The organism is Pseudomonas sp. B6001 (assembly GCF_013386015.1).
Taxonomy (GTDB): Bacteria; Pseudomonadota; Gammaproteobacteria; order Pseudomonadales; family Pseudomonadaceae; genus Aquipseudomonas.
Genome location: NZ_JACAOX010000024.1, coordinates 35,327 through 54,456 on the forward strand (window position 1 = coordinate 35,327; position 19,130 = coordinate 54,456).

Here is a 19,130-nt window from a genome sequence, read left to right on the forward strand (position 1 = left end):
ATGGGCTTTCGCCTGTCGAAAATTTACACCCGTACCGGCGACAAGGGCGAAACCGGCCTGGGCGACGGCCGCCGCGTGCCCAAGGACCATCCACGGGTGGAGGCGATTGGCGAGGTGGATGCGCTGAACAGCCAGTTGGGTTTGTTGCTGGCGGGATTGGAGGAACAAAGCGGGCAGCATCCAGCGTTGAAGGATGTGATCGAGGTGCTGACACCTTGCCAGCATCGTCTGTTTGACCTGGGCGGCGAATTGGCGATGCCGGTGTACAAGGCGCTGAACGCGGCGGAAGTCGACCGCCTTGAGGCGGCGATCGATCGCTGGAATGAAGAGGTCGGGCCGCTGGAGAACTTCATTCTGCCGGGTGGTTCGGCGTTGATTGCCCAGGCCCATGTATGCCGAAGCCTGGCTCGCAGTGCGGAGCGCCGGTGTCAGCACCTGAATGCAGAGGAACCGCTGGAAGGCGTCGGGTTGGCGTACATCAACCGGCTGTCGGACTTGCTCTTTGTGGCAGCCAGGGTGATTGCCAAGCGCCAGGGCGTTGCAGAGATCTTGTGGCAGGCGGCGGCAAAGCCGCACTGACGCTTACTGACCGATTGCAACCTGTGGCGAGGGAGCTTGCTCCCGCTGGAGTGCGCAGCGCTCCCAATATTTTGGGTCTGCTACGCAGCCCAACGGGAGCAAGCTCCCTCGCCACAACAGCTCCCTTGGCCACTCGCCAGGGTTATGCCTAAACCTCAGGCCAGAACGCCCGAATCCCCGCCACACCTTGAGCACCAGCCTCCCAGGCCTTTTCCCGCTCAGCAGGACCCACCCCACCGAGCAAGAACACCGGTTTGCTGAACCCACTGATCAACTGCTGTGCCTGCTCCCAGCCCAACGGCTCGGCATCAGGATGAGTCTGGGTCGGCTGCACCGGCGACAAGGTGACGAAATCCACGTCCATCAACTCCGCCAAGGCTAATTCCTCAGCATTGTGGCAAGACGCCGCCAACCAGCGATCCTTCGGCAAAGGACGTCCCTTGCTGGCGTACTTGCGCAGTTGCGCCGAGGTCATATGCCAGCCGGCCGCGGGAAAATCCCCCAGCCATTCAAACGGCCCCTTGAGCATAAGCTGAGCCTTGCCCGCACACAGGCCCACGGCGTCCACCGCCAGGTCACGGTACTTGGGGTCGTAACCATTGGGGGCACGCAGCTGAACCAGCTTGATGCCACCAGCGATGGCTTTTTGAATACCGCGCAGCAGGACGGGTGTCTCCAGCTCGCCCGGAGTGATCAAGTAGTCAGCCGGCAAACGCGCCGCCGCAACGATCGGCGCATTGGCTGCCGGAAACTCATAGTTCGGCAGGTCCCGCTGGGCCACCCACTCAAGGGGTTGGCCTTCGGCACCGTGGGGCTCGCCGGTAAAGGCCGAGACTTCCCAGACATCCAGCAACACCTGCTTGTCCGGGTAATCATGCTGCACCTTGATCAACGGGCGAGCCGCCGTGACCTGGATGCCCAGCTCCTCCTGCAATTCACGGGACAGCGCGGTAGCGACCGACTCATCGGCCTCCACCTTGCCACCGGGAAACTCCCAGAGGCCGCCCTGATGCTGGGTATCGGCGCGGCGCGCCAGCAGAATCCTGCCGTCGACACCCCGGATGACCGCTGCTGCTACATGAACTCGTTTCACCGCACTATTTCCTCTGAATCGGTTTGAAGACCTGCCTGGTATCAGGTGCGGTATTCCGCATTGATCTTCACGTACTCGTGGGACAGGTCAGTGGTCCAGATGGTTTCGCTGCACTCACCGCGACCCAATTCGATCCGGATGGTGATTTCTTCCTGCTGCATCACCGCCGAACCCTGGGCTTCGGTGTACGTCTCGGCCCGGGCGCCACGGCTGGCGATGCACACTTCGCCGAGGAACACGTCGATCTTGCTCACGTCCAGGTTCGGCACGCCGGCACGGCCCACAGCGGCCAGGATACGGCCCCAGTTCGGGTCGGAGGCAAACAGCGCGGTCTTGATCAGCGGCGAGTGAGCCACGGTGTAACCGACATCCAGGCATTCCTGGTGGTTACCGCCGCCGTTGACTTCAACCGTCACAAACTTGGTGGCGCCTTCGCCGTCGCGCACGATGGCCTGGGCCACGTCCATGCACACTTCGAACACCGCCTGCTTCAACGCGGCGAAATACGCGCCGTTGGACGAGGTGATTTCCGGCAGGTCAGCCTGGCCGGTGGCGATCAACATGCAGCAATCGTTGGTCGAGGTGTCGCCGTCGATGGTGATGCGGTTGAAGGACTTGTTGGCGCCGTCGAGCATCAGGTTTTGCAGCACGTCACGGGAGACTTTGGCGTCGGTGGCGATATAGCCCAGCATGGTCGCCATGTTCGGGCGAATCATGCCGGCGCCTTTGCTGATGCCCGTGACGGTAACGGTCACGCCTTCGTGCACAAACTGACGGCTGGCGCCTTTTGGCAGAGTATCGGTGGTCATGATCCCGGTAGCCGCAGCCGCCCAGTTATCCACCGACAGGTCATCCAGCGCTGCTTGCAACGCGCCTTCGATTTTCTCTACCGGCAGCGGCTCACCGATCACACCGGTGGAGTACGGCAGCACCTGGCTGGCGTCTACGCCGGTCAGCTCCGCCAGCTTGGCGCAGGTGCGGGCAGCGGCGGCCAGGCCAGGCTCGCCGGTCCCGGCGTTGGCATTGCCGGTGTTGGTCAACAGGTAACGCACCGGGCCTTCGACACGCTGCTTGGCCAGAATCACGGGCGCGGCGCAAAACGCGTTCAGGGTGAACACACCCGCGACGGTCGAGCCTTCGGCACAGCGCATCACCACCACATCCTTGCGCCCCGGGCGCTTGATGCCCGCCGAAGCGATACCGAGTTCAAAACCGGCAACCGGGTGCAACGTGGGCAAAGGACCAAGACCAACAGCCATGAATGCGCTCCTAAAAATATTGGGTGTGTACCCCGTCGCTATCGACGGTGACGAAATGGCAAAACGCCGCGACGGCTGATGCCGGTCGCGGCGCGGGGGTGTTGCAGCGTCAGGCGAAAATCTTAGTTGATTTCGCCGTGGCAGTGTTTGAACTTCTTGCCCGAACCGCACCAGCACAGTTCGTTGCGGCCCAGCTTCTGTTCGTTGCGCACCGGGGCCTGGGCCAGGGCCACATCGACCTCTTCGCCCAATACTTCCGGAGCCTCAAGACCAGGCGCTTCGTCGTGCTGGAACTGCATACGCGCAGCCAGTGCCTCGGCTTCCTGACGCAGGCGGGCTTCTTCCTCGATCGGGTCTTCGCGACGCACCTGAACGTGGGACAGCACACGAATCGAATCGCGCTTGATCGAATCCAGCAGTTCGGAGAACAGCGTGAACGACTCGCGCTTGTACTCCTGCTTCGGGTTCTTCTGGGCGTAGCCACGCAAGTGGATGCCGTGACGCAGGTGGTCCATGGTCGACAGGTGGTCTTTCCACAGGTCGTCCAGCACGCGCAGTACGATTTGCTTCTCGAAGGTGCGCAGTGCTTCGGCACTCGCCTGCTCTTCTTTCTCGTTGTACGCGGCCAGCAGCTCGGTCATGAGCTTCTCGCGCAGGGTTTCTTCGTACAGGTGGTCGTCTTCGTCGAGCCATTGCTGGACCGGCAAGTCGACACCGAAGTCGCTCTTCAACGCAGCTTCCAGGCCGGCAACATCCCACTGCTCAGGCAGGGACTGTGGCGGGATATGGGCGCTGACGGTGGCGTTGAGCACGTCCTGGCGGAAATCGGCAATGGTCTCGCCGATGTTGGTGGCAGCCAACAAACTGTTACGCATGTGATAAATCACTTTACGCTGTTCGTTGTTGACGTCATCGAACTCGAGCAGTTGCTTACGAATGTCGAAGTTACGGCCTTCTACCTTGCGCTGGGCCTTCTCGATGGCGTTGGTCACCATGCGGTGTTCAATCGCTTCACCGGACTGCATGCCCAGGGCTTTCATGAAGTTCTTCACCCGATCCGAGGCGAAGATGCGCATCAGGCTGTCTTCCAGGGACAGGTAGAAACGGCTGGAACCGGCGTCACCCTGACGACCGGCACGACCACGCAGCTGGTTGTCGATACGGCGCGATTCGTGACGCTCGGACGCGATCACCTGCAAGCCGCCGGACTCCAGCACTTGCTGGTGGCGCTTCTGCCAGTCGGCCTTGATCTGCGCGATCTGCTCAGGGGTCGGGTTGTCCAGGGACGCAACTTCCACTTCCCAGTTACCGCCCAACAGGATGTCGGTACCACGACCGGCCATGTTGGTGGCGATGGTCAGTGCGCCCGGGCGACCGGCCTGGGCAATGATCTCGGCTTCTTTTTCGTGGAACTTGGCGTTGAGGACCTTGTGCTCGATGCCTTCCTTGGCCAGCAAGCTGGACATGTGCTCGGAAGTTTCGATGGTGGCAGTACCCACCAGCACTGGACGGCCCTGGGCCATACATTCCTTGATGTCGGCGACGATTGCAGCGTATTTCTCGTCGGCGGTCAGGAACACCAGGTCGTTGAAGTCTTTACGCGCCAGCGGCTTGTTCGGCGGGATAACCATCACCGACAGACCGTAGATCTGGTGGAATTCGAACGCTTCGGTGTCGGCTGTACCGGTCATGCCGGACAGTTTGTTGTACAGACGGAAGTAGTTCTGGAAGGTGGTCGACGCCAGGGTCTGGCTTTCAGCCTGGATGTTCAGGGCTTCCTTGGCTTCGATCGCCTGGTGCAGGCCTTCCGACAAACGGCGACCCGGCATGGTACGACCGGTGTGTTCGTCGACCAGTACGACCTGGCCGTCCTGCACGATGTATTCAACGTTGCGATGGAACAGCTTGTGGGCACGCAGACCGGCATACACGTGGGTCAACAGGCCCAGGTTGTGCGCCGAGTACAGGCTCTCGCCTTCGGCCAGCAGGCCGATCTGGGTCAGCATGTCTTCGACGAACTGGTGACCGGCTTCGTTGAGTTCGACCTGGCGGGTCTTCTCGTCGATGGTGAAGTGACCTTCTTTGGTCACCACGCCTTCCACTTCCTCGATGTGTTGCTCAAGGCGCGGGATCAGCTTGTTGATCTCGGTGTACAGGCGCGAGCTGTCCTCGGCCTGACCGGAGATGATCAGCGGGGTACGGGCTTCGTCGATCAGGATGGAGTCGACTTCGTCGATCACGGCAAAATTGAGTTCGCGCTGGAATTTTTCTTCCATGCTGAACGCCATGTTGTCGCGCAGGTAGTCGAAACCGAATTCGTTGTTGGTACCGTAGGTGATGTCGGCAGCGTAGGCGGCGCGCTTCTCTTCCGGCGGCTGGAACGGCGTGACAACGCCGACCGTCAGGCCGAGGAATTCGTACAGCGGACGCATCCAGTTGGCATCCCGGCGGGCGAGGTAGTCGTTCACCGTCACAACGTGCACGCCCTTGCCGGACAATGCGTTGAGGTAAACGCCCAGGGTAGCTACCAGGGTCTTGCCTTCACCGGTACGCATTTCGGCAATCATGCCTTCATGCAAGGTCATGCCGCCGATCAACTGGACGTCGAAGTGGCGCATGCCCATGACACGCTTACCGGCTTCGCGGGCGACCGCAAAGGCTTCGGGAAGCAGCTTGTCGAGGGTTTCACCTTTGGCTATGCGGGCCTTGAACTCTTCGGTCTTGGCGCGCAATTGCTCGTCCGAAAGGGCAACCATCTGCTCTTCGAAGGCATTGACCAGCTGCACCGTCTTGAGCATGCGTTTGACTTCGCGCTCATTCTTGCTTCCAAAAAGTTTCTTTAACAAAGGCGCAAACATATCGGCAGGTTCTTCCACACATAGGGATGGAGGGCGCCCCGTGAGTCGCCCGAGCAGCCCTCACGGCCGCATGCGAACGAGCATTCTACCCGGAAACGTGGGTGAGGAAAGTGGCGTTATTCCACGATGCTGGCACGGCGCTCTTGGAGGGCTTGTTTAAAATAAGGGCTTTTTGCTGAACTTCAACCCATTCGGGTAATAAGTTACTCGTTGATTTAATGGATAAACTGCCGCTAATGCAATGGCGGCGGTGTCGCAGACGCTTTCTGCTACCATGGCCTCTCTGTTACTTAAGGTGTCTAGTCATGGCATTTCGCCCTCTTACGGCCCGAGCTCCCGCCGTGTTGCTTCGCGAAGCCAAGCCTTTAAAAGCCATCTTCGGCCATGCGCAACGCCTTGGTCATCTGCAACGCCTGGTAGAAAGCCAACTGCAGCCCGCCGCTCGCGAACACTGCCATGTGGCCTCGTGGCGCGAAGGCAATCTGCTGCTGATCGTCACCGACGGCCATTGGGCGACGCGCCTGCGCTACCAGCAGAAACGTTTGCAGCGCCAATTGATGGCCTTCGATGAGTTCACCAGCCTGACGCGCATCCAATTCAAAGTACAACCGCCGACCGTGCCGCAAGGTGCGGTGGGGCACACGATGGATTTGTCGGAAATCGCCGCCGAAACCATTCAGGCCACGGCAGACGGGATTACCGATCCGAACTTACGCGCTGCGCTGGAGCGGCTGGCCGCTCACGCCAAACCCAAAACCTGAGACCGGCGTAGAACCAAGTGTGGGAGCGGGCTTGCTCGCGAAGGTGGCGTGTCAGTCACTGGATATATTGACTGATCCACCGCTTTCGCGAGCAAGCCCGCTCCCACATTTGATCCCATCGTTATTTACGTTTGCTGCCGCCTAACAAAGACCCCAGTAACCCGCGCACCAACTGCCGGCCCATCTGATTGGCCGCCTGTTGCATCGCCGATTTCAGTGCCTTGCCTGCCGTAGTACCGAGGAACGCACCGGCCTTGTCGGTAAAGCTTGGCTCTTCAGCGGCGGGCGTCGAATCCTCTTGCGGGCCCAAGTCCTTGCGCGCCATCAGCACTTCGTACGCCGACTCACGGTCAATCGGCTTGTCATAACGCCCCTGCAATGGCGAACTGGCAATCAGTGCTGCCCGCTCAGCTTCGCTCAGTGGCCCGATCCGCGATTGCGGCGGTGCTACCAGTACGCGTTGGACTACTTCAGGCGTCCCCTTTTCCTGCAAGGTTCCCACCAATGCCTCACCTGTACCCAACTCGGTCAGCACCGCCAGCGCATCAAATGCCGGATTGGGCCGGAAACCATCGGCCACCGCCCGCAGGGACTTCTGCTCCTTGGTGGTGAACGCCCGCAGCCCGTGCTGGATGCGCAAGCCGAGTTGCGCCAGCACGGTGTCCGGCAAGTCCCCGGGAGACTGGGTGACGAAATACACACCGACGCCTTTCGAGCGAATCAGCCGCACCACTTGCTCCAGGCGATCCTGCAGGGCCTTGGGGGTGTCGGCAAACAACAGATGCGCCTCATCGAAAAACAGCGCCAGCAGCGGCTTGTCGGCATCGCCACGTTCCGGCAGTTGCTCGAACAGTTCGGCCAACAGCCAAAGCAGGAAGGTCGCGTAGACCTTCGGCGCCTCATGCACCAGCCGGCTGGCGTCCAATAGATGAATACGCCCGCGGCCGTCACTGGCCGGTTGCAGGATGTCTTCGAGTTGCAGCGCCGGCTCGCCGAACAACGCTTCGGCACCCTGCTGCTCCAGCACCGCCAGGCGCCGCAACAGCGCCTGGCTGGAACCGGTGGTCATCAAGGCCGCGTCTTCCCCGAGCAACTCCGGGTGATAGCGCAAATGGTTCAGCAGCGCCTTGAGGTCCTTGAGGTCCAGCAACAACAGGCCTTCACGATCGGCCACCTTGAAGGCTGCGTAGAGGGCCGATTGCTGGCTGTCGGTGAGCTCCAACAGGCTGCCGAGCAACAGCGGGCCCATTTCACTCATGGTGGTGCGCAACGGATGACCGGACTGGCCGTGGATATCCCACAACGTCACCGGATACGCCTTGGGCGTGTAATTAAGGAAAGGCATGCCGGCTATGCGCTCGGCGACCTTGCCCTGAGGGTTGGCCGCAGCGCCCAGGCCACACAGGTCACCCTTGATATCGGCGGCAAATACCGCGACCCCGGCGTCGCTGAAAGCTTCCGCCAGGCGCTGCAAGGTCACGGTCTTGCCGGTGCCGGTGGCGCCTGCGATCAGGCCGTGGCGGTTGGCCAGGCGCATCGACTGGGCAATCGGCTGGCCCTGAAGATCTGCACCAATAATGAGTTGCGAGGAGTCAGGCATTTTGTCACCCATGGTTAATCTTTGGCGCTGAATGGTCGATACAGATAAAGCGAGAGACCCAAAAAGTCTTGGAAAAACAGGCCGGATAATTCCTGCAGGAGCAGATGGAAATATCACACTTTTTTTGACGCAGCCATTCCGCGCGCCCCAGAAGGACGTGCATCGGATATTAAGACCATAGCGGACCCCACAAGCCATGAATAAAAATCTGCGTTTCAGCCATAAAATCCTGCTTGCCGCCGCTCTTGTCGTCATTGCCGCCTTTGCGTTGTTTACCCTCTACAACGACTACTTGCAGCGTAATGCGATTCGCGACGACCTGAACAACTACCTGCATGAAATGGGCGATGTCACTGCCAGCAACATCCAGACCTGGCTTACCGGGCGCATTGTGCTGATAGAAAGCGCCGCACAGAACATCGCCATCAACCCGGATTCAACCAGCGTCGCCAGCCTCCTGGAACAGAAGGCCCTGACGTCCTCGTTCATGGCCACGTACCTTGGCGACAGCAAGGGCGGCTTCGTCATCCGCCCCGATACCAAGATGCCCGACGGCTTCGACCCACGGGTACGCCCCTGGTACAAGGGCGCGCAGGGCAGCAACGGCTCAACCCTGACCGAACCCTACATTGACGCGGCCACCGGCCAGTTGATCATCTCCATCGCCACCCCCAGCACCAAGGCCGGCCAGAGTGTCGGCGTGGTGGGCGGCGACCTGAGCCTGCAAACCCTGGTAGACAACATCGGTGCCCTGAACTTCGGCGGCATGGGTTATGCCTTCCTGGTCAGTGCCGACGGCAAAGTGCTGGTACACCCGGACAAGGGCCTAGTGATAAAAACCCTGGCCGACGTCTATCCGAACAACACCCCCAGGATCAGCAGCGACTTCAGTGAAGTCGAGGTAAACGGCAAGACACGTATCGTCACCTTTACCCCGATCAAGGGCCTGCCCTCGGTGAACTGGTACCTCGGCCTGTCGGTGGATAAAGATAAATCCTTCGCCATGCTCAGCGAATTCCGCACCTCGGCGATCATCGCCACGATCATCGCCGTGGTCATCATCATCGCCCTGCTGGGCATGCTGATTCGCATCCTCCTGCAGCCACTGCACGTCATGACCCGCGCCATGGAAGACATCGCCGACGGTGAAGGCGACCTGACCCGCCGCCTGACCATCCAGAACCACGACGAATTCGGCGTGCTTGGCAGCGCTTTCAATCGTTTCGTGGAGCGGATTCACACCTCGATTCGCGAAGTTTCCTCGGCCACCGAGCAGGTCAATGAAGTGGCCCTGCGGGTGGTCAGCGCCTCCAATTCCTCGATGGTCAATTCCGACGAGCAGGCCAACCGGACCAACAGCGTCGCGGCCGCGATCAACGAGCTGGGGGCCGCCGCCCAGGAAATCGCCCGCAACGCCGCACAGGCCTCCAACCAGGCCAGCGATGCCCGGCACTTGGCCGAAGACGGTCAGCAAGTGGTGGAACGCAATATCAAGGCGATGAACCAGTTGTCGCAGATGATCAGCGCCTCCAGCACCAATATCGAAGCGCTTAACAGCAAGACAGTGAACATCGGGCAGATTCTGGAAGTGATCACCAGCATTTCCCAGCAAACCAACCTGCTGGCCCTCAACGCGGCGATTGAAGCCGCACGGGCCGGGGAAGCCGGGCGCGGCTTTGCGGTGGTGGCCGATGAAGTGCGCAACCTGGCGCACCGCACCCAGGAGTCAGCGCAGCAGGTGCAGATGATGATCGAGGAGCTGCAAGTCGGCGCCCGAGATTCGGTCAGCACCATGAGCGAAAGCCAGCGGCACAGCCAGGACAGTGTGGAAATCGCCAACCTGGCGGGCGAGCGTCTGAACAGCGTGACCCAGCGTATCGGCGAAATTGACGGGATGAACCAGTCGGTAGCCACCGCTACCGAGGAACAGACCTCGGTGGTGGAGTCAATCAACATGGACATCACCGAGATCAACACCCTCAATCAGGAAGGTGTGGAAAACCTGCAATCAACCTTGCGGGCCTGTTCCGACCTGGAACAGCAAGCGGCGCGCTTGAAACAACTGGTGGGTAGTTTCCGGATTTGATCCCGCCGGGTCAGCGGCTGCCTTGCACAGCCGCTGACGCCTTTTCTTCAGGCAATTCGGATGTGTCCTGCAATTGTTCCCACAACTCGGCGGCGCCTGGAAACTCGGTGCCGTCCTCACTGCTCAGGTCATCCGGGTCATATCGACTCAAACAACCCTCTCCCAGCGTCGCGGGGGCTTTGGACGTCGCCTTGTCCAGTGGATCGCTCATGCTCCAGTCCTCACCCGCGCTCAAAAAAAGGGCCTGTAGCGATTTAACGCCCAGGCCCTTCATTCTTCAATCAAAACACTTCAATCAGAACACGACAGTCTTGTTGCCGTGCACCAGCACCCGGTCTTCCAGGTGATAGCGCAGGCCGCGAGCCAGCACCATCTTCTCGACGTCACGGCCAAAACGGACCATGTCTTCGATGCTGTCGCTATGGCTGACACGCACCACGTCCTGCTCGATGATGGGACCGGCGTCCAACTCTTCGGTGACGTAGTGGCACGTTGCACCGATCAGCTTCACGCCACGCAGGGATGCCTGGTGATACGGCTTGGCACCCACAAACGATGGCAGGAAACTGTGGTGAATATTGATCACCTTGCCAGCGTATTCACTGCACAACTCCGGCGGCAGAATCTGCATGTAGCGCGCCAGTACCACGACGTCCGCATCGTGCTGCTTGACCAGGCGCGAGACCTCGGCAAAGGCCGGCTCCTTGTCCTGCGGGTTGACCGGGACGTGGTAGTACGGAATGCCATGCCACTCGACCATGCTGCGCAGGTCGTCATGGTTGGAAATCACGCAGGAGATTTCGCAGTCCAGTTCATCGCTGTGCCAGCGGTGCAGCAGGTCTGCCAGGCAGTGGGACTCACGACTGGCCATCAGGACCACGCGTTTTTTCTGTTCCGTGTCGGTGATGCGCCAGGTCATCGAGAACTCTTCAGCGATCGGCGCAAATGCCTCGCGAAATGCCTCTAGACCAAAGGGCAGCGTATCGGCACGAATTTCGTGACGCATGAAAAACCAGCCGCTGAGATTGTCCGAGTGATGGCTCGCTTCGGTGATCCAACCGTTGTGGGAAGCCAGAAAGTTACTGACCTTGGCAACGATGCCAACCCGGTCCGGGCAAGCAATCACCAGCCGAAAAGTGCGCATTAGGGGGAAACTCCAGAACTTCGCAAAGGCCGCCATTCTAGCGATTGCGCAGAAAAACTGCAGTATTCCTCAACGCTTATTCTGATCGGCTGCGTCAACCCTGCCCCTTAATAGCGTAAGGTTTTTCCCCACTATGTGTGCAAACGCGTGGACTCCGGCAGTAAGCCAAGACTTAACCAGAGTATCTTTAGGCCATCCCCCTTACTAATTAACTCAATTCCACGCTTTTGCCACAAACAACCAAAGTAAATTACATAAATGCGGCCTTAAATGTTTACTTGGGCAAACTGTCTGACTATTATTGAGCCACTATCCCCTTTCACCCAGCGCCCTGCATAAGGTAGTCCCCATGTCCCTGATCAACGAATATCGCGCCACCGAAGAAGCTATCAAAGAGCTGCAAGCCCGTTTGAAGAACCTGTCCCAAGACGACAAACTGCAAACCGAGCTGGAATTCGAAGGCAAATTGCGCACCCTGATGGGCGAATACTCCAAATCCCTGCGTGACATCATCGCGCTGCTGGATCCGGATTCGAAAGTTAAGGCTCCACGTGGCGCCGTAAAAGCTACCGGCACCAAGCGTGCACGCAAGGTTAAACAATACAAAAACCCGCACAACGGCGAAGTGATTGAAACCAAAGGTGGCAACCACAAGACTCTGAAAGAGTGGAAAGCCAAGTGGGGCGGCGACGTGGTTGAAGGCTGGGCTACCCTGCTGGGCTAAGCCTCGCCAGGACGCTGCGTGATACGCAACGCAATAAAAAACGCCAGCTTGCTGGCGTTTTTTATTGTCCGTATTTTACCGGGAAGCTGATTACAGACTCATTCGAGTCGCTAAGGCATCAACATACTCCTGCCATTCATCAAGCACCTGGCGCTGAAACGGTGTGGCACTAACAGCCAACTCAAGACACGCCTGCTTAAAACCCTCAAGGGTGTTTGGCGCGCCCCATTGAGGGTCTGACAAACGTTGCTGACAGAAAACTCTCCAGCGTTGTTGCTCTTCACTATTCAAGGTGTCTGGAAAGTTGCGTGCACGATAGCGAAATAATAATTCAGGCAAACGTTCATCATCGAAAGGCCATTGCTGGCGCGCTAGTTGCGCAGGCTCGGCGACTCTCACTTGCTCACATAAACGTCGATCACGATCCCCGATAAAACCATCGTATAGCTGCTGCTCGGGATCGGCGCTTGGCGCAAAATCTTCCTCGGCGTAAATCGCCGCCAGTTTATCGCGCCATAGTTCCTGTGCGTCGCTTAGCCGCAGGGCCCGCGCATCACACTCATCCATATCCAGCTGCAAACGCTCGCGGTCTTGCGGCCGAAGCACGCTCAACGGTGCGACCACCGGGCAACGATTGATGTGCAGCAACTTGAGCGGTACCGGCAATTCACCTTCGGCCAGTTCGTCGCGGCGGGTATATAAGCGCCGGCGCAAGGTATCGGCGTCCTCGTCCAACAGCCCTTGCGGATCGAGCCCCAGGTCGCAGACGATCAATGCATTGCGATTGCGCGGGTGCCACGCCAGCGGCAGCACCACCCCCAGGTAATGACGCTCGGCAGAAAAACGACCGGAAATATGCACCATCGGCTGCAACAACCGCACCTGGTCCATGACCCGTTGTTTGCTACGCAGTTGAAACAGCCAGTCATAGAGCTTGGGTTGCTTCTCGCGGATCAACCGGGCCAGGGCGATGGTGGCGCGCACATCGGACAAGGCGTCGTGGGCCTGGCCGTGGTCGATGCCGTTGGCGGCCGTCAACCGCTCAAGCTTGAGGGTGACGCGCCCGTCCTGTTCCGGCCAGACGATCCCGTCAGGGCGCAGCGCGTAGGCAGTGCGCACCACGTCGATCAGGTCCCAGCGGCTGTTGCCGCCTTGCCATTCCCGGGCATAGGGATCGAAGAAATTGCGGTACAAGCTGTAGCGCGTCATCTCATCGTCAAAACGCAAGGTGTTGTAGCCGGCCCCGCAGGTGCCCGGGGTGGCCAGCTCGGCGTGCACCCGGGTCATGAAGTCGGCTTCGGCCAGGCCTTTTTCCGCCAGCACGCCGGGAGTGATGCCAGTGATCGCGCACGCTGCCGGATGCGGCAGGATATCGTCGCTGGGGTGGCAGTAGAGATTGACCGGCGGCCCGACCTCGTTAAGCTCGAGGTCGGTGCGAATACCGGCTACCTGCAGCGGGCGGTCGGTACGCGGATTGATGCCGGTGGTTTCATAGTCGTACCAGAAAATGGTGGTCACGGGCTATTCCTGTGCTGAAGACCGGCAAAGTCTAGGCGCTTGCAGGCATCGGGGGCCAGCGCTGTGTTCCCTGTACAAATATTCAGTAAATCGTTGAGTGGTTGCTTCCACCGTCGACACTGCTAGCATCGGTCTTTCCAACCCCGCCGCTGCCGCCCAGGCGCCAGCGCCGCACTGCCAAGGACCGCGATGCCACCTGCGCCACTGGATACCCGCTACCAGATCGAGACCCCGGAGGGTATCGACCTGCCCCTGCGCCCGGCCGGCCTGCTGGTACGCTCACTGGCCTTTGCCTTCGACCTGGGTTTGCGCGGCCTGATTCTCGGCATCCTGTTTATCGCATTGGCCTTTCTCGGCAACCTGGGCATTGGCCTGGGTTCGCTGCTGCTGTTCCTCGTCAGTTGGTGGTACATGGTGCTTTTCGAAGTGCTCAACCAGGGCTGCTCGCCCGGCAAGCAGGTCATGGGCCTGCGGGTGGTACAGGACGACGGCACGCCCATCGGCTGGTCCGCCTCGCTGATCCGTAACCTGCTGCGTTTTGTCGACATGCTGCCCTTCGGCTATTTCCTCGGCGCCATCAGTTGCCTGCAACACCCCAACTTCAAGCGCCTGGGCGACCTGGCGGCCGGGACCCTGGTGATCTACCGCGAACAACCGCTTTCCCGCCCGCAAGTGCCCCAGGCCCCGGCGCTGCGCCTGCCGTTCGCCCTTGAGCTGAACGAACAACGGGCGATTCTCAGCTTCGCCGAACGCCAGGGCGAACTGTCGGCCGAACGGGTCAACGAACTGGCCGCTATCCTGGCCACGCCCCTGCAGGTCTCCCCTGCCCGCGCCGTGGCAGAACTCAACGGTGTGGCCCGCGGATTGTTGGGGCCAGCATGAAACAGAGTCTTTTCGAAAGCCGTCATCAGCCACAATGGCAAGCCTTTGCCGAGCAGTTGACGCAGTTGGAGAAAGGCAAAGCCAAAGGCGCCGACTTCGTCGACTTCCCTCATCAATACCGGCAGTTGTGCCAGCACCTGGCCCTGGCCCAGGAGCGCGGCTACAGCAGCTACCTGGTGGACCCGTTGCAGCAGCTTGCCTTGCGCGGCCATCAACAGTTGTATCGTCATCGCAGCCGGATGGGGGCAAACGTGCTGAGCTTCCTGCTGGCCGATTTCCCCAGGCTGGTTCGCGCGCAATGGCCATTTGTGCTGGCTGCCGGCCTGCTATTCTTTGGCAGCCTGCTCGGCATTGCTTTGCTGGTGTACCTGTTTCCGGACTTGATCTACAGCATCGTCAGCCCTCGGCAGGTGGCCGAGATGCAGGCCATGTACAACCCCGATGCCAGCCGCCTGGGCCGGGCAGCCGAACGCGCTTCCAGCGAAGACTGGATGATGTTCGGCTACTACGTGATGCACAACATCGGTATCGCCTTCCAGACCTTTGCCGCCGGGCTGCTGTTCGGCCTGGGCAGCGTATTTTTCCTGTTCTTCAATGGCCTGATCATTGGCGCCGTTGCCGGGCACCTGACGCAAATCGGCTACGGGCAAACGTTCTGGTCATTTGTCATCGGCCATGGCGCCTTCGAGCTCAGCGCAATTGCCCTGGCTGGCGCGGCTGGCCTGCAACTGGGCTGGGCGCTGATTGCACCGGGGCCCCTCACCAGAGGCGAATCCCTGCGCCTGGCCGCGCGCAAAAGTGTGCAAATGATTTGTGGTGTGATGGTGTTCCTGCTGATCGCCGCGTTTATCGAGGCGTACTGGTCGTCCACCAATGCCGTGGCGCCGTGGGTCAAGTACCTGGTCGGCACCGCCCTGTGGTTGCTGATGGCGGCCTACCTGCTGTTTGCCGGACGGAATCGCCATGCGCCTGAGTGATGCCAGCGTCGTGATCCGCCCGCGTACCTCCTGGGAGGCCATGGACCTCGGCATCCTGCTGGCCCGGGAACATCGACTGCTGTTGATGAGCAGTTGGGCCATCGTGACCTTGCCGGTCTTCGCCCTGTTCAGCGTGCTGCTGTGGAATCACCCCACCACGGCGCTGTTGCTGTTCTGGTGGTTGAAACCCGCCTTCGACCGCCTGCCACTGTATATCCTGTCCAAGGCCCTGTTCGGCGAAACACCCAGCCTGAAACAAGCGCTGCGCCAATCGCCGCGGCTGCTCAAGGGCCAACTGCTGGCCAGCCTGACCTGGCGGCGCTTCAGCCTCAGCCGTAGCTTCGAGATGCCGGTGGTCCAGCTCGAAGGGCTGCAAGGCCAGGCGCGCCAACAACGTCTCGGGGTGTTGCAGCAGCGCAACGCAGGCGCCGCGCGCTGGCTGACCCTGATCGGGGTGCACCTGGAAATCGCCCTGTGGTTCGGGTTGATGGCCGTGTTCTATTTCTTCCTGCCGCAAGAGGTCGAACGCGACTGGGATTGGCAGCAACTGGTGCTCACCGCCGGCCACGACTGGCGTTGGCTGGAGCACCTGACCAACATGTTCTACGCCTTGATCCTGGTGTTCTGGGAGCCGATCTATGTCGCCTGTGGCTTCAGCCTTTACCTGAACCGCCGCACGGTGCTGGAAGCCTGGGACCTGGAACTGGTGTTCCGCCGAATGCGCCAGCGCCTGAGCGGTGTGGCGTCGCTGCTGTTGCTGGTGGCCGGGCTGACGCTGATTCCGCCGATCCCATCGGCATGGGCTGATGAACCGGTTCCCCAAACGCCGCTGACTACACAATCGGCCAGTCACTCGATCAAGACGCTGTTGGAGCAGCCACCGTTCAAGAACCCGGAAACGCTCACTCGCTACCGCTTCGGCGAGGATAAAGCAGCCGACAAAAACAAAGCGGCAGGTGATGCCAAGCTGCCAGCCTGGCTGGAAGCATTGCTGAAAAACCTCAACAGTGATTCGTTCAAGCACATCGCCAAGGGCCTTGAAGTACTGCTCTGGGGATTGCTGGCAGGTGGCCTGGCACTGGTGATCTGGCGCTACCGCGACTGGCTGCATGCCTTTGTCAGCCGCCGCAGCCCGCGCAAACCCAAGGCTGCCAAACCCGTGCCTTCGCAGTTGTTCGGCCTTGAACTGGGGGCTGACACCTTGCCCGAAGACATCGCAGGCGCCGCCGAACAGCTGTGGGCAACACAGCCCCGGGAAGCCCTCGGCCTGCTCTACCGTGGGTTGCTCAGCCGCTTGCTGCACGACTTCAACCTGCCGCTGAAAAGTGCCGACACGGAAGGTGAAGTCCTGGAACGTATCCGCCAACTGCAACAACCGCAGCTGCTGGCATTCAGCGGTGAGCTGACCCGTTACTGGCAAAACCTTGCCTATGGCCATCGCCTGCCGCCTGCCTTGGTGCAACAACAGCTATGCAGCGATTGGCGAACCCTGTTCGGTTCGGGAGCGGCGCAATGAACCGGCCGTTGCTGTGGGTCGGGCTGCTGGTCGCGGGCTTGCTGGCAGCAGGCGGTTTTTATGCCTGGCACAAGGCGATTCCTTATCAGGAAGTGGTCGATCGCGGCCCTTCACCCGAAGCCCTGGTCAACCCCTACCTGGCAGCTGAACACTTTCTGCGCCAGCAGGGCCTGGTGGTGGAACATGCCAACAGCCTCGAACGGCTGGCCAGCCTTTCGCCCAAGGGCAACAGCCTGCTGTTGCTGGGCGAGCGCAGCAACATGAGCCCGCCCCAGGTTGATCAACTGCTGCAGTGGACCCGGGCTGGCGGCCATCTGCTGCTGGTAGCCGAAGCGCTGTGGGATGAGGACACCGGTGAAAGTGGCGACCTGTTGCTGGATCGTGTGCAGATACACCAATCCTTCAGTGAAGAATTCGACGCTCCGGCACCCGCGCGTAAAAAGAAAACGCCGGACCTGACCAAACTCTATGTGGACAACGAAACAGCGCCGGCCTATTTCAGCTTCGACACCGACTTCAACCTCACCGACCCCAGGCACCTGGCACAATTCTCGGCCAACAGCGCCCGGTCGACGCACCTGATGCAGGTCAACCTCGGGCAAGGGCGTGTGACCGTGGTCACCGACAGCGACCTGTGGAAAAACCCCGGCATCGGCCTGCACGATAACGCGTGGCTGCTCTGGTACCTGAGCCAGGGCACCCAGGTCACACTGCTGTTCAACACTGATGTCGAGGACCTGTTCAGCCTGTTGTTGCGCTACTTCCCCCAGGCACTGGTGGCACTTGCCGCACTGATCGCCCTGGGCCTCTGGCACGCCAGCCTGCGCCAGGGTCCGATCCGGCAACCGGCGCCCAAGGCACGGCGGCAATTGCAGGAACACTTGAACGCCAGTGCCGACTTCCTGTTGCGCCGCAGCGGGCAAGACAGCTTGCTGCAAGCCTTGCAGCGCGACATCCAGCGCACCGCTCGGCGCCGTCATCCCGGGTTCGAACACCTCGATACAGCCGAACAATTGCGGGTGCTTGAACGCCTGACCCGCCAACCCTCCCTTGTTATCAGCCAGGCCCTTGGCCCACCTGCGACGAAACGGCTCTCCAGCGCCGATTTCAGCCGCCAGGTGGCCTGCCTGCAAACCCTCAGGAATGCCCTATGAGCGAATTTCCCGCCACTGACCCGATTCAGCGCGCCAGCCAACTGGCCCAGGCCTTGCGCGTCGAACTGCGCAAGGCGGTTATCGGTCAGGACCCGGTGATCGATGACGTGCTCACGGCGTTGATCGCGGGCGGCCATGTGTTGCTTGAAGGGGTTCCCGGCCTGGGCAAGACCTTGCTGGTACGCGCGCTGGCACGCTGTTTTGGAGGCGAGTTCGCGCGCATCCAGTTCACCCCGGACCTGATGCCCAGCGACGTGACCGGCCATGCCGTATACGACCTGCATACCGAACAGTTCAAGCTGCGCAAGGGACCGTTGTTCACCAACCTGCTGTTGGCTGACGAGATCAACCGTGCCCCGGCGAAAACCCAGGCAGCGTTGCTGGAAGCCATGCAGGAACGCCAGGTAACCCTTGAAGGCGAGGCGCTGCCCATCGGCCAGCCGTTCATGGTACTGGCCACCCAGAACCCCATCGAGCAGGAAGGTACTTACCCGTTGCCCGAAGCCGAACTGGACCGTTTCATGCTCAAGGTGCGCATGGACTATCCCGAGGCACGGCAGGAACTGGACATGGTGCGCGAAGTCACCCGCTCGTCCCGAGCCGACATGCTCGACGTACAGCCGCTGCGCACGGTGCTGCAAGCCGAAGACGTGCTGCTGTTGCAACAGATTGCCAGCGAGTTGGCGCTGGATGAGCAGGTGCTCGACTACGCCGTGCGCCTGGCCCGCACTACGCGCAGTTGGCCGGGCCTGACCATCGGCGCCGGGCCCCGGGCCTCCATCGCCCTGGTTCGCGGTGCACGGGCGCGGGCCTTGCTGCGCGGGGGCGAGTTCGTGACCCCGGACGACATCAAGGGCTGCGCCCTGGCAGTGTTGCGCCATCGGGTGCGTATTGCCCCGGAGCTGGATATCGACGGGTTGGAAGTCGACCAGGTGCTCCGGCAATTGCTGGACCAGGTCCCGGCGCCACGCCAATGAGA

16 protein-coding genes and 1 pseudogene are annotated in these 19,130 nt (G+C 60.6%); 10 read left to right on the forward strand and 7 right to left on the reverse strand.

The window, feature by feature from the left end; translation table 11 throughout:
* Positions 1 to 579 (forward strand): cob(I)yrinic acid a,c-diamide adenosyltransferase, encoded by a 579-nt coding sequence (locus HX821_RS25155; protein WP_008432363.1) that lies wholly within the window; start codon positions 1 to 3, stop codon positions 577 to 579.
* 148 nt (positions 580 to 727) lie between these two features.
* Here HX821_RS25155 and HX821_RS25160 read toward each other — a convergent pair whose 3' ends face one another.
* From HX821_RS25160 to secA, 3 genes are all read right to left on the reverse strand, one after another.
* A complete protein-coding gene (locus HX821_RS25160; protein ID WP_102369787.1) occupies positions 728 to 1,672 on the reverse strand; it encodes a Nudix family hydrolase in 945 nt (314 codons plus the stop codon).
* Positions 1,673 to 1,713: 41 nt separating this feature from the next.
* Positions 1,714 to 2,931, reverse strand: a complete 1,218-nt coding sequence (gene argJ, locus HX821_RS25165) for a bifunctional glutamate N-acetyltransferase/amino-acid acetyltransferase ArgJ (protein WP_003209777.1) — start codon at positions 2,929 to 2,931, stop codon at positions 1,714 to 1,716.
* A 122-nt stretch (positions 2,932 to 3,053) separates the two neighbouring features.
* Positions 3,054 to 5,789, reverse strand: a complete 2,736-nt coding sequence (gene secA / locus HX821_RS25170) for a preprotein translocase subunit SecA (protein WP_003209775.1) — start codon at positions 5,787 to 5,789, stop codon at positions 3,054 to 3,056.
* 305 nt (positions 5,790 to 6,094) lie between these two features.
* Between secA and HX821_RS25175 the strand changes: the two genes are divergently transcribed.
* On the forward strand, positions 6,095 to 6,550 hold the full coding sequence (locus tag HX821_RS25175; RefSeq protein ID WP_026077754.1) for a DUF721 domain-containing protein: 456 nt from the start codon (positions 6,095 to 6,097) through the stop codon (positions 6,548 to 6,550).
* Positions 6,551 to 6,671: 121 nt separating this feature from the next.
* Here HX821_RS25175 and HX821_RS25180 read toward each other — a convergent pair whose 3' ends face one another.
* Positions 6,672 to 8,150 carry a helicase HerA-like domain-containing protein gene (locus HX821_RS25180; RefSeq protein WP_008432355.1) on the reverse strand — a complete coding sequence of 493 codons (1,479 nt, stop codon included), beginning with the start codon at positions 8,148 to 8,150 and terminating at the stop codon, positions 6,672 to 6,674.
* 196 nt (positions 8,151 to 8,346) lie between these two features.
* On the opposite strand from HX821_RS25180, the pseudogene HX821_RS32085 reads away from it, so the two are divergent.
* Together HX821_RS32085 and HX821_RS32090 are read left to right on the forward strand one after the other, a co-directional pair.
* Positions 8,347 to 9,378 (forward strand): annotated as a pseudogene (locus HX821_RS32085) (cache domain-containing protein); the annotation flags it as partial.
* Positions 9,379 to 9,471: 93 nt separating this feature from the next.
* Positions 9,472 to 10,236 carry a methyl-accepting chemotaxis protein gene (locus HX821_RS32090; RefSeq protein WP_371316187.1) on the forward strand — a complete coding sequence of 255 codons (765 nt, stop codon included), beginning with the start codon at positions 9,472 to 9,474 and terminating at the stop codon, positions 10,234 to 10,236.
* 10 nt (positions 10,237 to 10,246) lie between these two features.
* On the opposite strand, the gene HX821_RS25190 is transcribed toward HX821_RS32090, so the two are convergent.
* Both HX821_RS25190 and purU read right to left on the reverse strand, forming a co-directional pair.
* Entirely contained in the window at positions 10,247 to 10,447 is a 201-nt protein-coding gene (locus HX821_RS25190; RefSeq protein ID WP_023659227.1) for a hypothetical protein, read from the reverse strand.
* Positions 10,448 to 10,531: 84 nt separating this feature from the next.
* Complete coding sequence (purU, locus tag HX821_RS25195; RefSeq protein ID WP_003209762.1) at positions 10,532 to 11,380, reverse strand: formyltetrahydrofolate deformylase; 849 nt, start codon at positions 11,378 to 11,380, stop codon at positions 10,532 to 10,534.
* Positions 11,381 to 11,729: 349 nt separating this feature from the next.
* Here purU and mvaT point away from each other — a divergent pair, with 349 nt between their 5' ends.
* Positions 11,730 to 12,104 (forward strand): histone-like nucleoid-structuring protein MvaT, encoded by a 375-nt coding sequence (mvaT, locus tag HX821_RS25200; protein WP_003209760.1) that lies wholly within the window; start codon positions 11,730 to 11,732, stop codon positions 12,102 to 12,104.
* A 90-nt stretch (positions 12,105 to 12,194) separates the two neighbouring features.
* On the opposite strand, the gene sbcB is transcribed toward mvaT, so the two are convergent.
* The gene (sbcB, locus tag HX821_RS25205) at positions 12,195 to 13,622 is read right to left on the reverse strand and encodes an exodeoxyribonuclease I (RefSeq protein WP_003214166.1); all 1,428 of its coding nucleotides are present in this window, start codon (positions 13,620 to 13,622) and stop codon (positions 12,195 to 12,197) included.
* Positions 13,623 to 13,811: 189 nt separating this feature from the next.
* Between sbcB and HX821_RS25210 the strand changes: the two genes are divergently transcribed.
* The 5 genes from HX821_RS25210 to HX821_RS25230 are packed head-to-tail and all read left to right on the forward strand — an operon-like array spanning position 13,812 to position 19,128.
* A complete protein-coding gene (locus HX821_RS25210) occupies positions 13,812 to 14,504 on the forward strand; it encodes an RDD family protein (protein ID WP_003214165.1) in 693 nt (230 codons plus the stop codon).
* Positions 14,501 to 15,481 carry a stage II sporulation protein M gene (locus tag HX821_RS25215; protein WP_003214164.1) on the forward strand — a complete coding sequence of 327 codons (981 nt, stop codon included), beginning with the start codon at positions 14,501 to 14,503 and terminating at the stop codon, positions 15,479 to 15,481. The genes HX821_RS25210 and HX821_RS25215 overlap by 4 nt, the downstream gene beginning before the upstream one ends.
* Positions 15,468 to 16,997 (forward strand): DUF4129 domain-containing protein, encoded by a 1,530-nt coding sequence (locus HX821_RS25220; protein ID WP_177036698.1) that lies wholly within the window; start codon positions 15,468 to 15,470, stop codon positions 16,995 to 16,997. Before HX821_RS25215 ends, HX821_RS25220 begins: the two co-directional genes overlap by 14 nt.
* Positions 16,994 to 18,151, forward strand: a complete 1,158-nt coding sequence (locus HX821_RS25225) for a DUF4350 domain-containing protein (protein ID WP_177036699.1) — start codon at positions 16,994 to 16,996, stop codon at positions 18,149 to 18,151. The genes HX821_RS25220 and HX821_RS25225 overlap by 4 nt, the downstream gene beginning before the upstream one ends.
* Entirely contained in the window at positions 18,148 to 19,128 is a 981-nt protein-coding gene (locus HX821_RS25230) for a MoxR family ATPase (RefSeq protein WP_102369792.1), read from the forward strand. The genes HX821_RS25225 and HX821_RS25230 overlap by 4 nt, the downstream gene beginning before the upstream one ends.
* Positions 19,129 to 19,130 lie beyond the last annotated feature (2 nt).

Bases quoted from the DNA above. Each gene is read 5' to 3' on its own strand.
- HX821_RS32090 (WP_371316187.1), top strand. From the start codon at position 9,472: ATGGTCAATTCCGACGAGCAGGCCAACCGGACCAACAGCGTCGCGGCC.
- purU (WP_003209762.1), bottom strand. From the start codon at position 11,380: ATGCGCACTTTTCGGCTGGTGATTGCTTGCCCGGACCGGGTTGGCATC.
- HX821_RS25220 (WP_177036698.1), top strand. From the start codon at position 15,468: ATGCGCCTGAGTGATGCCAGCGTCGTGATCCGCCCGCGTACCTCCTGG.
- secA (WP_003209775.1), bottom strand. From the start codon at position 5,789: ATGTTTGCGCCTTTGTTAAAGAAACTTTTTGGAAGCAAGAATGAGCGC.
- HX821_RS25190 (WP_023659227.1), bottom strand. From the start codon at position 10,447: ATGAGCGATCCACTGGACAAGGCGACGTCCAAAGCCCCCGCGACGCTG.
- HX821_RS25225 (WP_177036699.1), top strand. From the start codon at position 16,994: ATGAACCGGCCGTTGCTGTGGGTCGGGCTGCTGGTCGCGGGCTTGCTG.
- mvaT (WP_003209760.1), top strand. From the start codon at position 11,730: ATGTCCCTGATCAACGAATATCGCGCCACCGAAGAAGCTATCAAAGAG.
- HX821_RS25230 (WP_102369792.1), top strand. From the start codon at position 18,148: ATGAGCGAATTTCCCGCCACTGACCCGATTCAGCGCGCCAGCCAACTG.
- HX821_RS25210 (WP_003214165.1), top strand. From the start codon at position 13,812: ATGCCACCTGCGCCACTGGATACCCGCTACCAGATCGAGACCCCGGAG.
- HX821_RS25215 (WP_003214164.1), top strand. From the start codon at position 14,501: ATGAAACAGAGTCTTTTCGAAAGCCGTCATCAGCCACAATGGCAAGCC.
- HX821_RS25155 (WP_008432363.1), top strand. From the start codon at position 1: ATGGGCTTTCGCCTGTCGAAAATTTACACCCGTACCGGCGACAAGGGC.
- HX821_RS25180 (WP_008432355.1), bottom strand. From the start codon at position 8,150: ATGCCTGACTCCTCGCAACTCATTATTGGTGCAGATCTTCAGGGCCAG.
- HX821_RS25175 (WP_026077754.1), top strand. From the start codon at position 6,095: ATGGCATTTCGCCCTCTTACGGCCCGAGCTCCCGCCGTGTTGCTTCGC.
- argJ (WP_003209777.1), bottom strand. From the start codon at position 2,931: ATGGCTGTTGGTCTTGGTCCTTTGCCCACGTTGCACCCGGTTGCCGGT.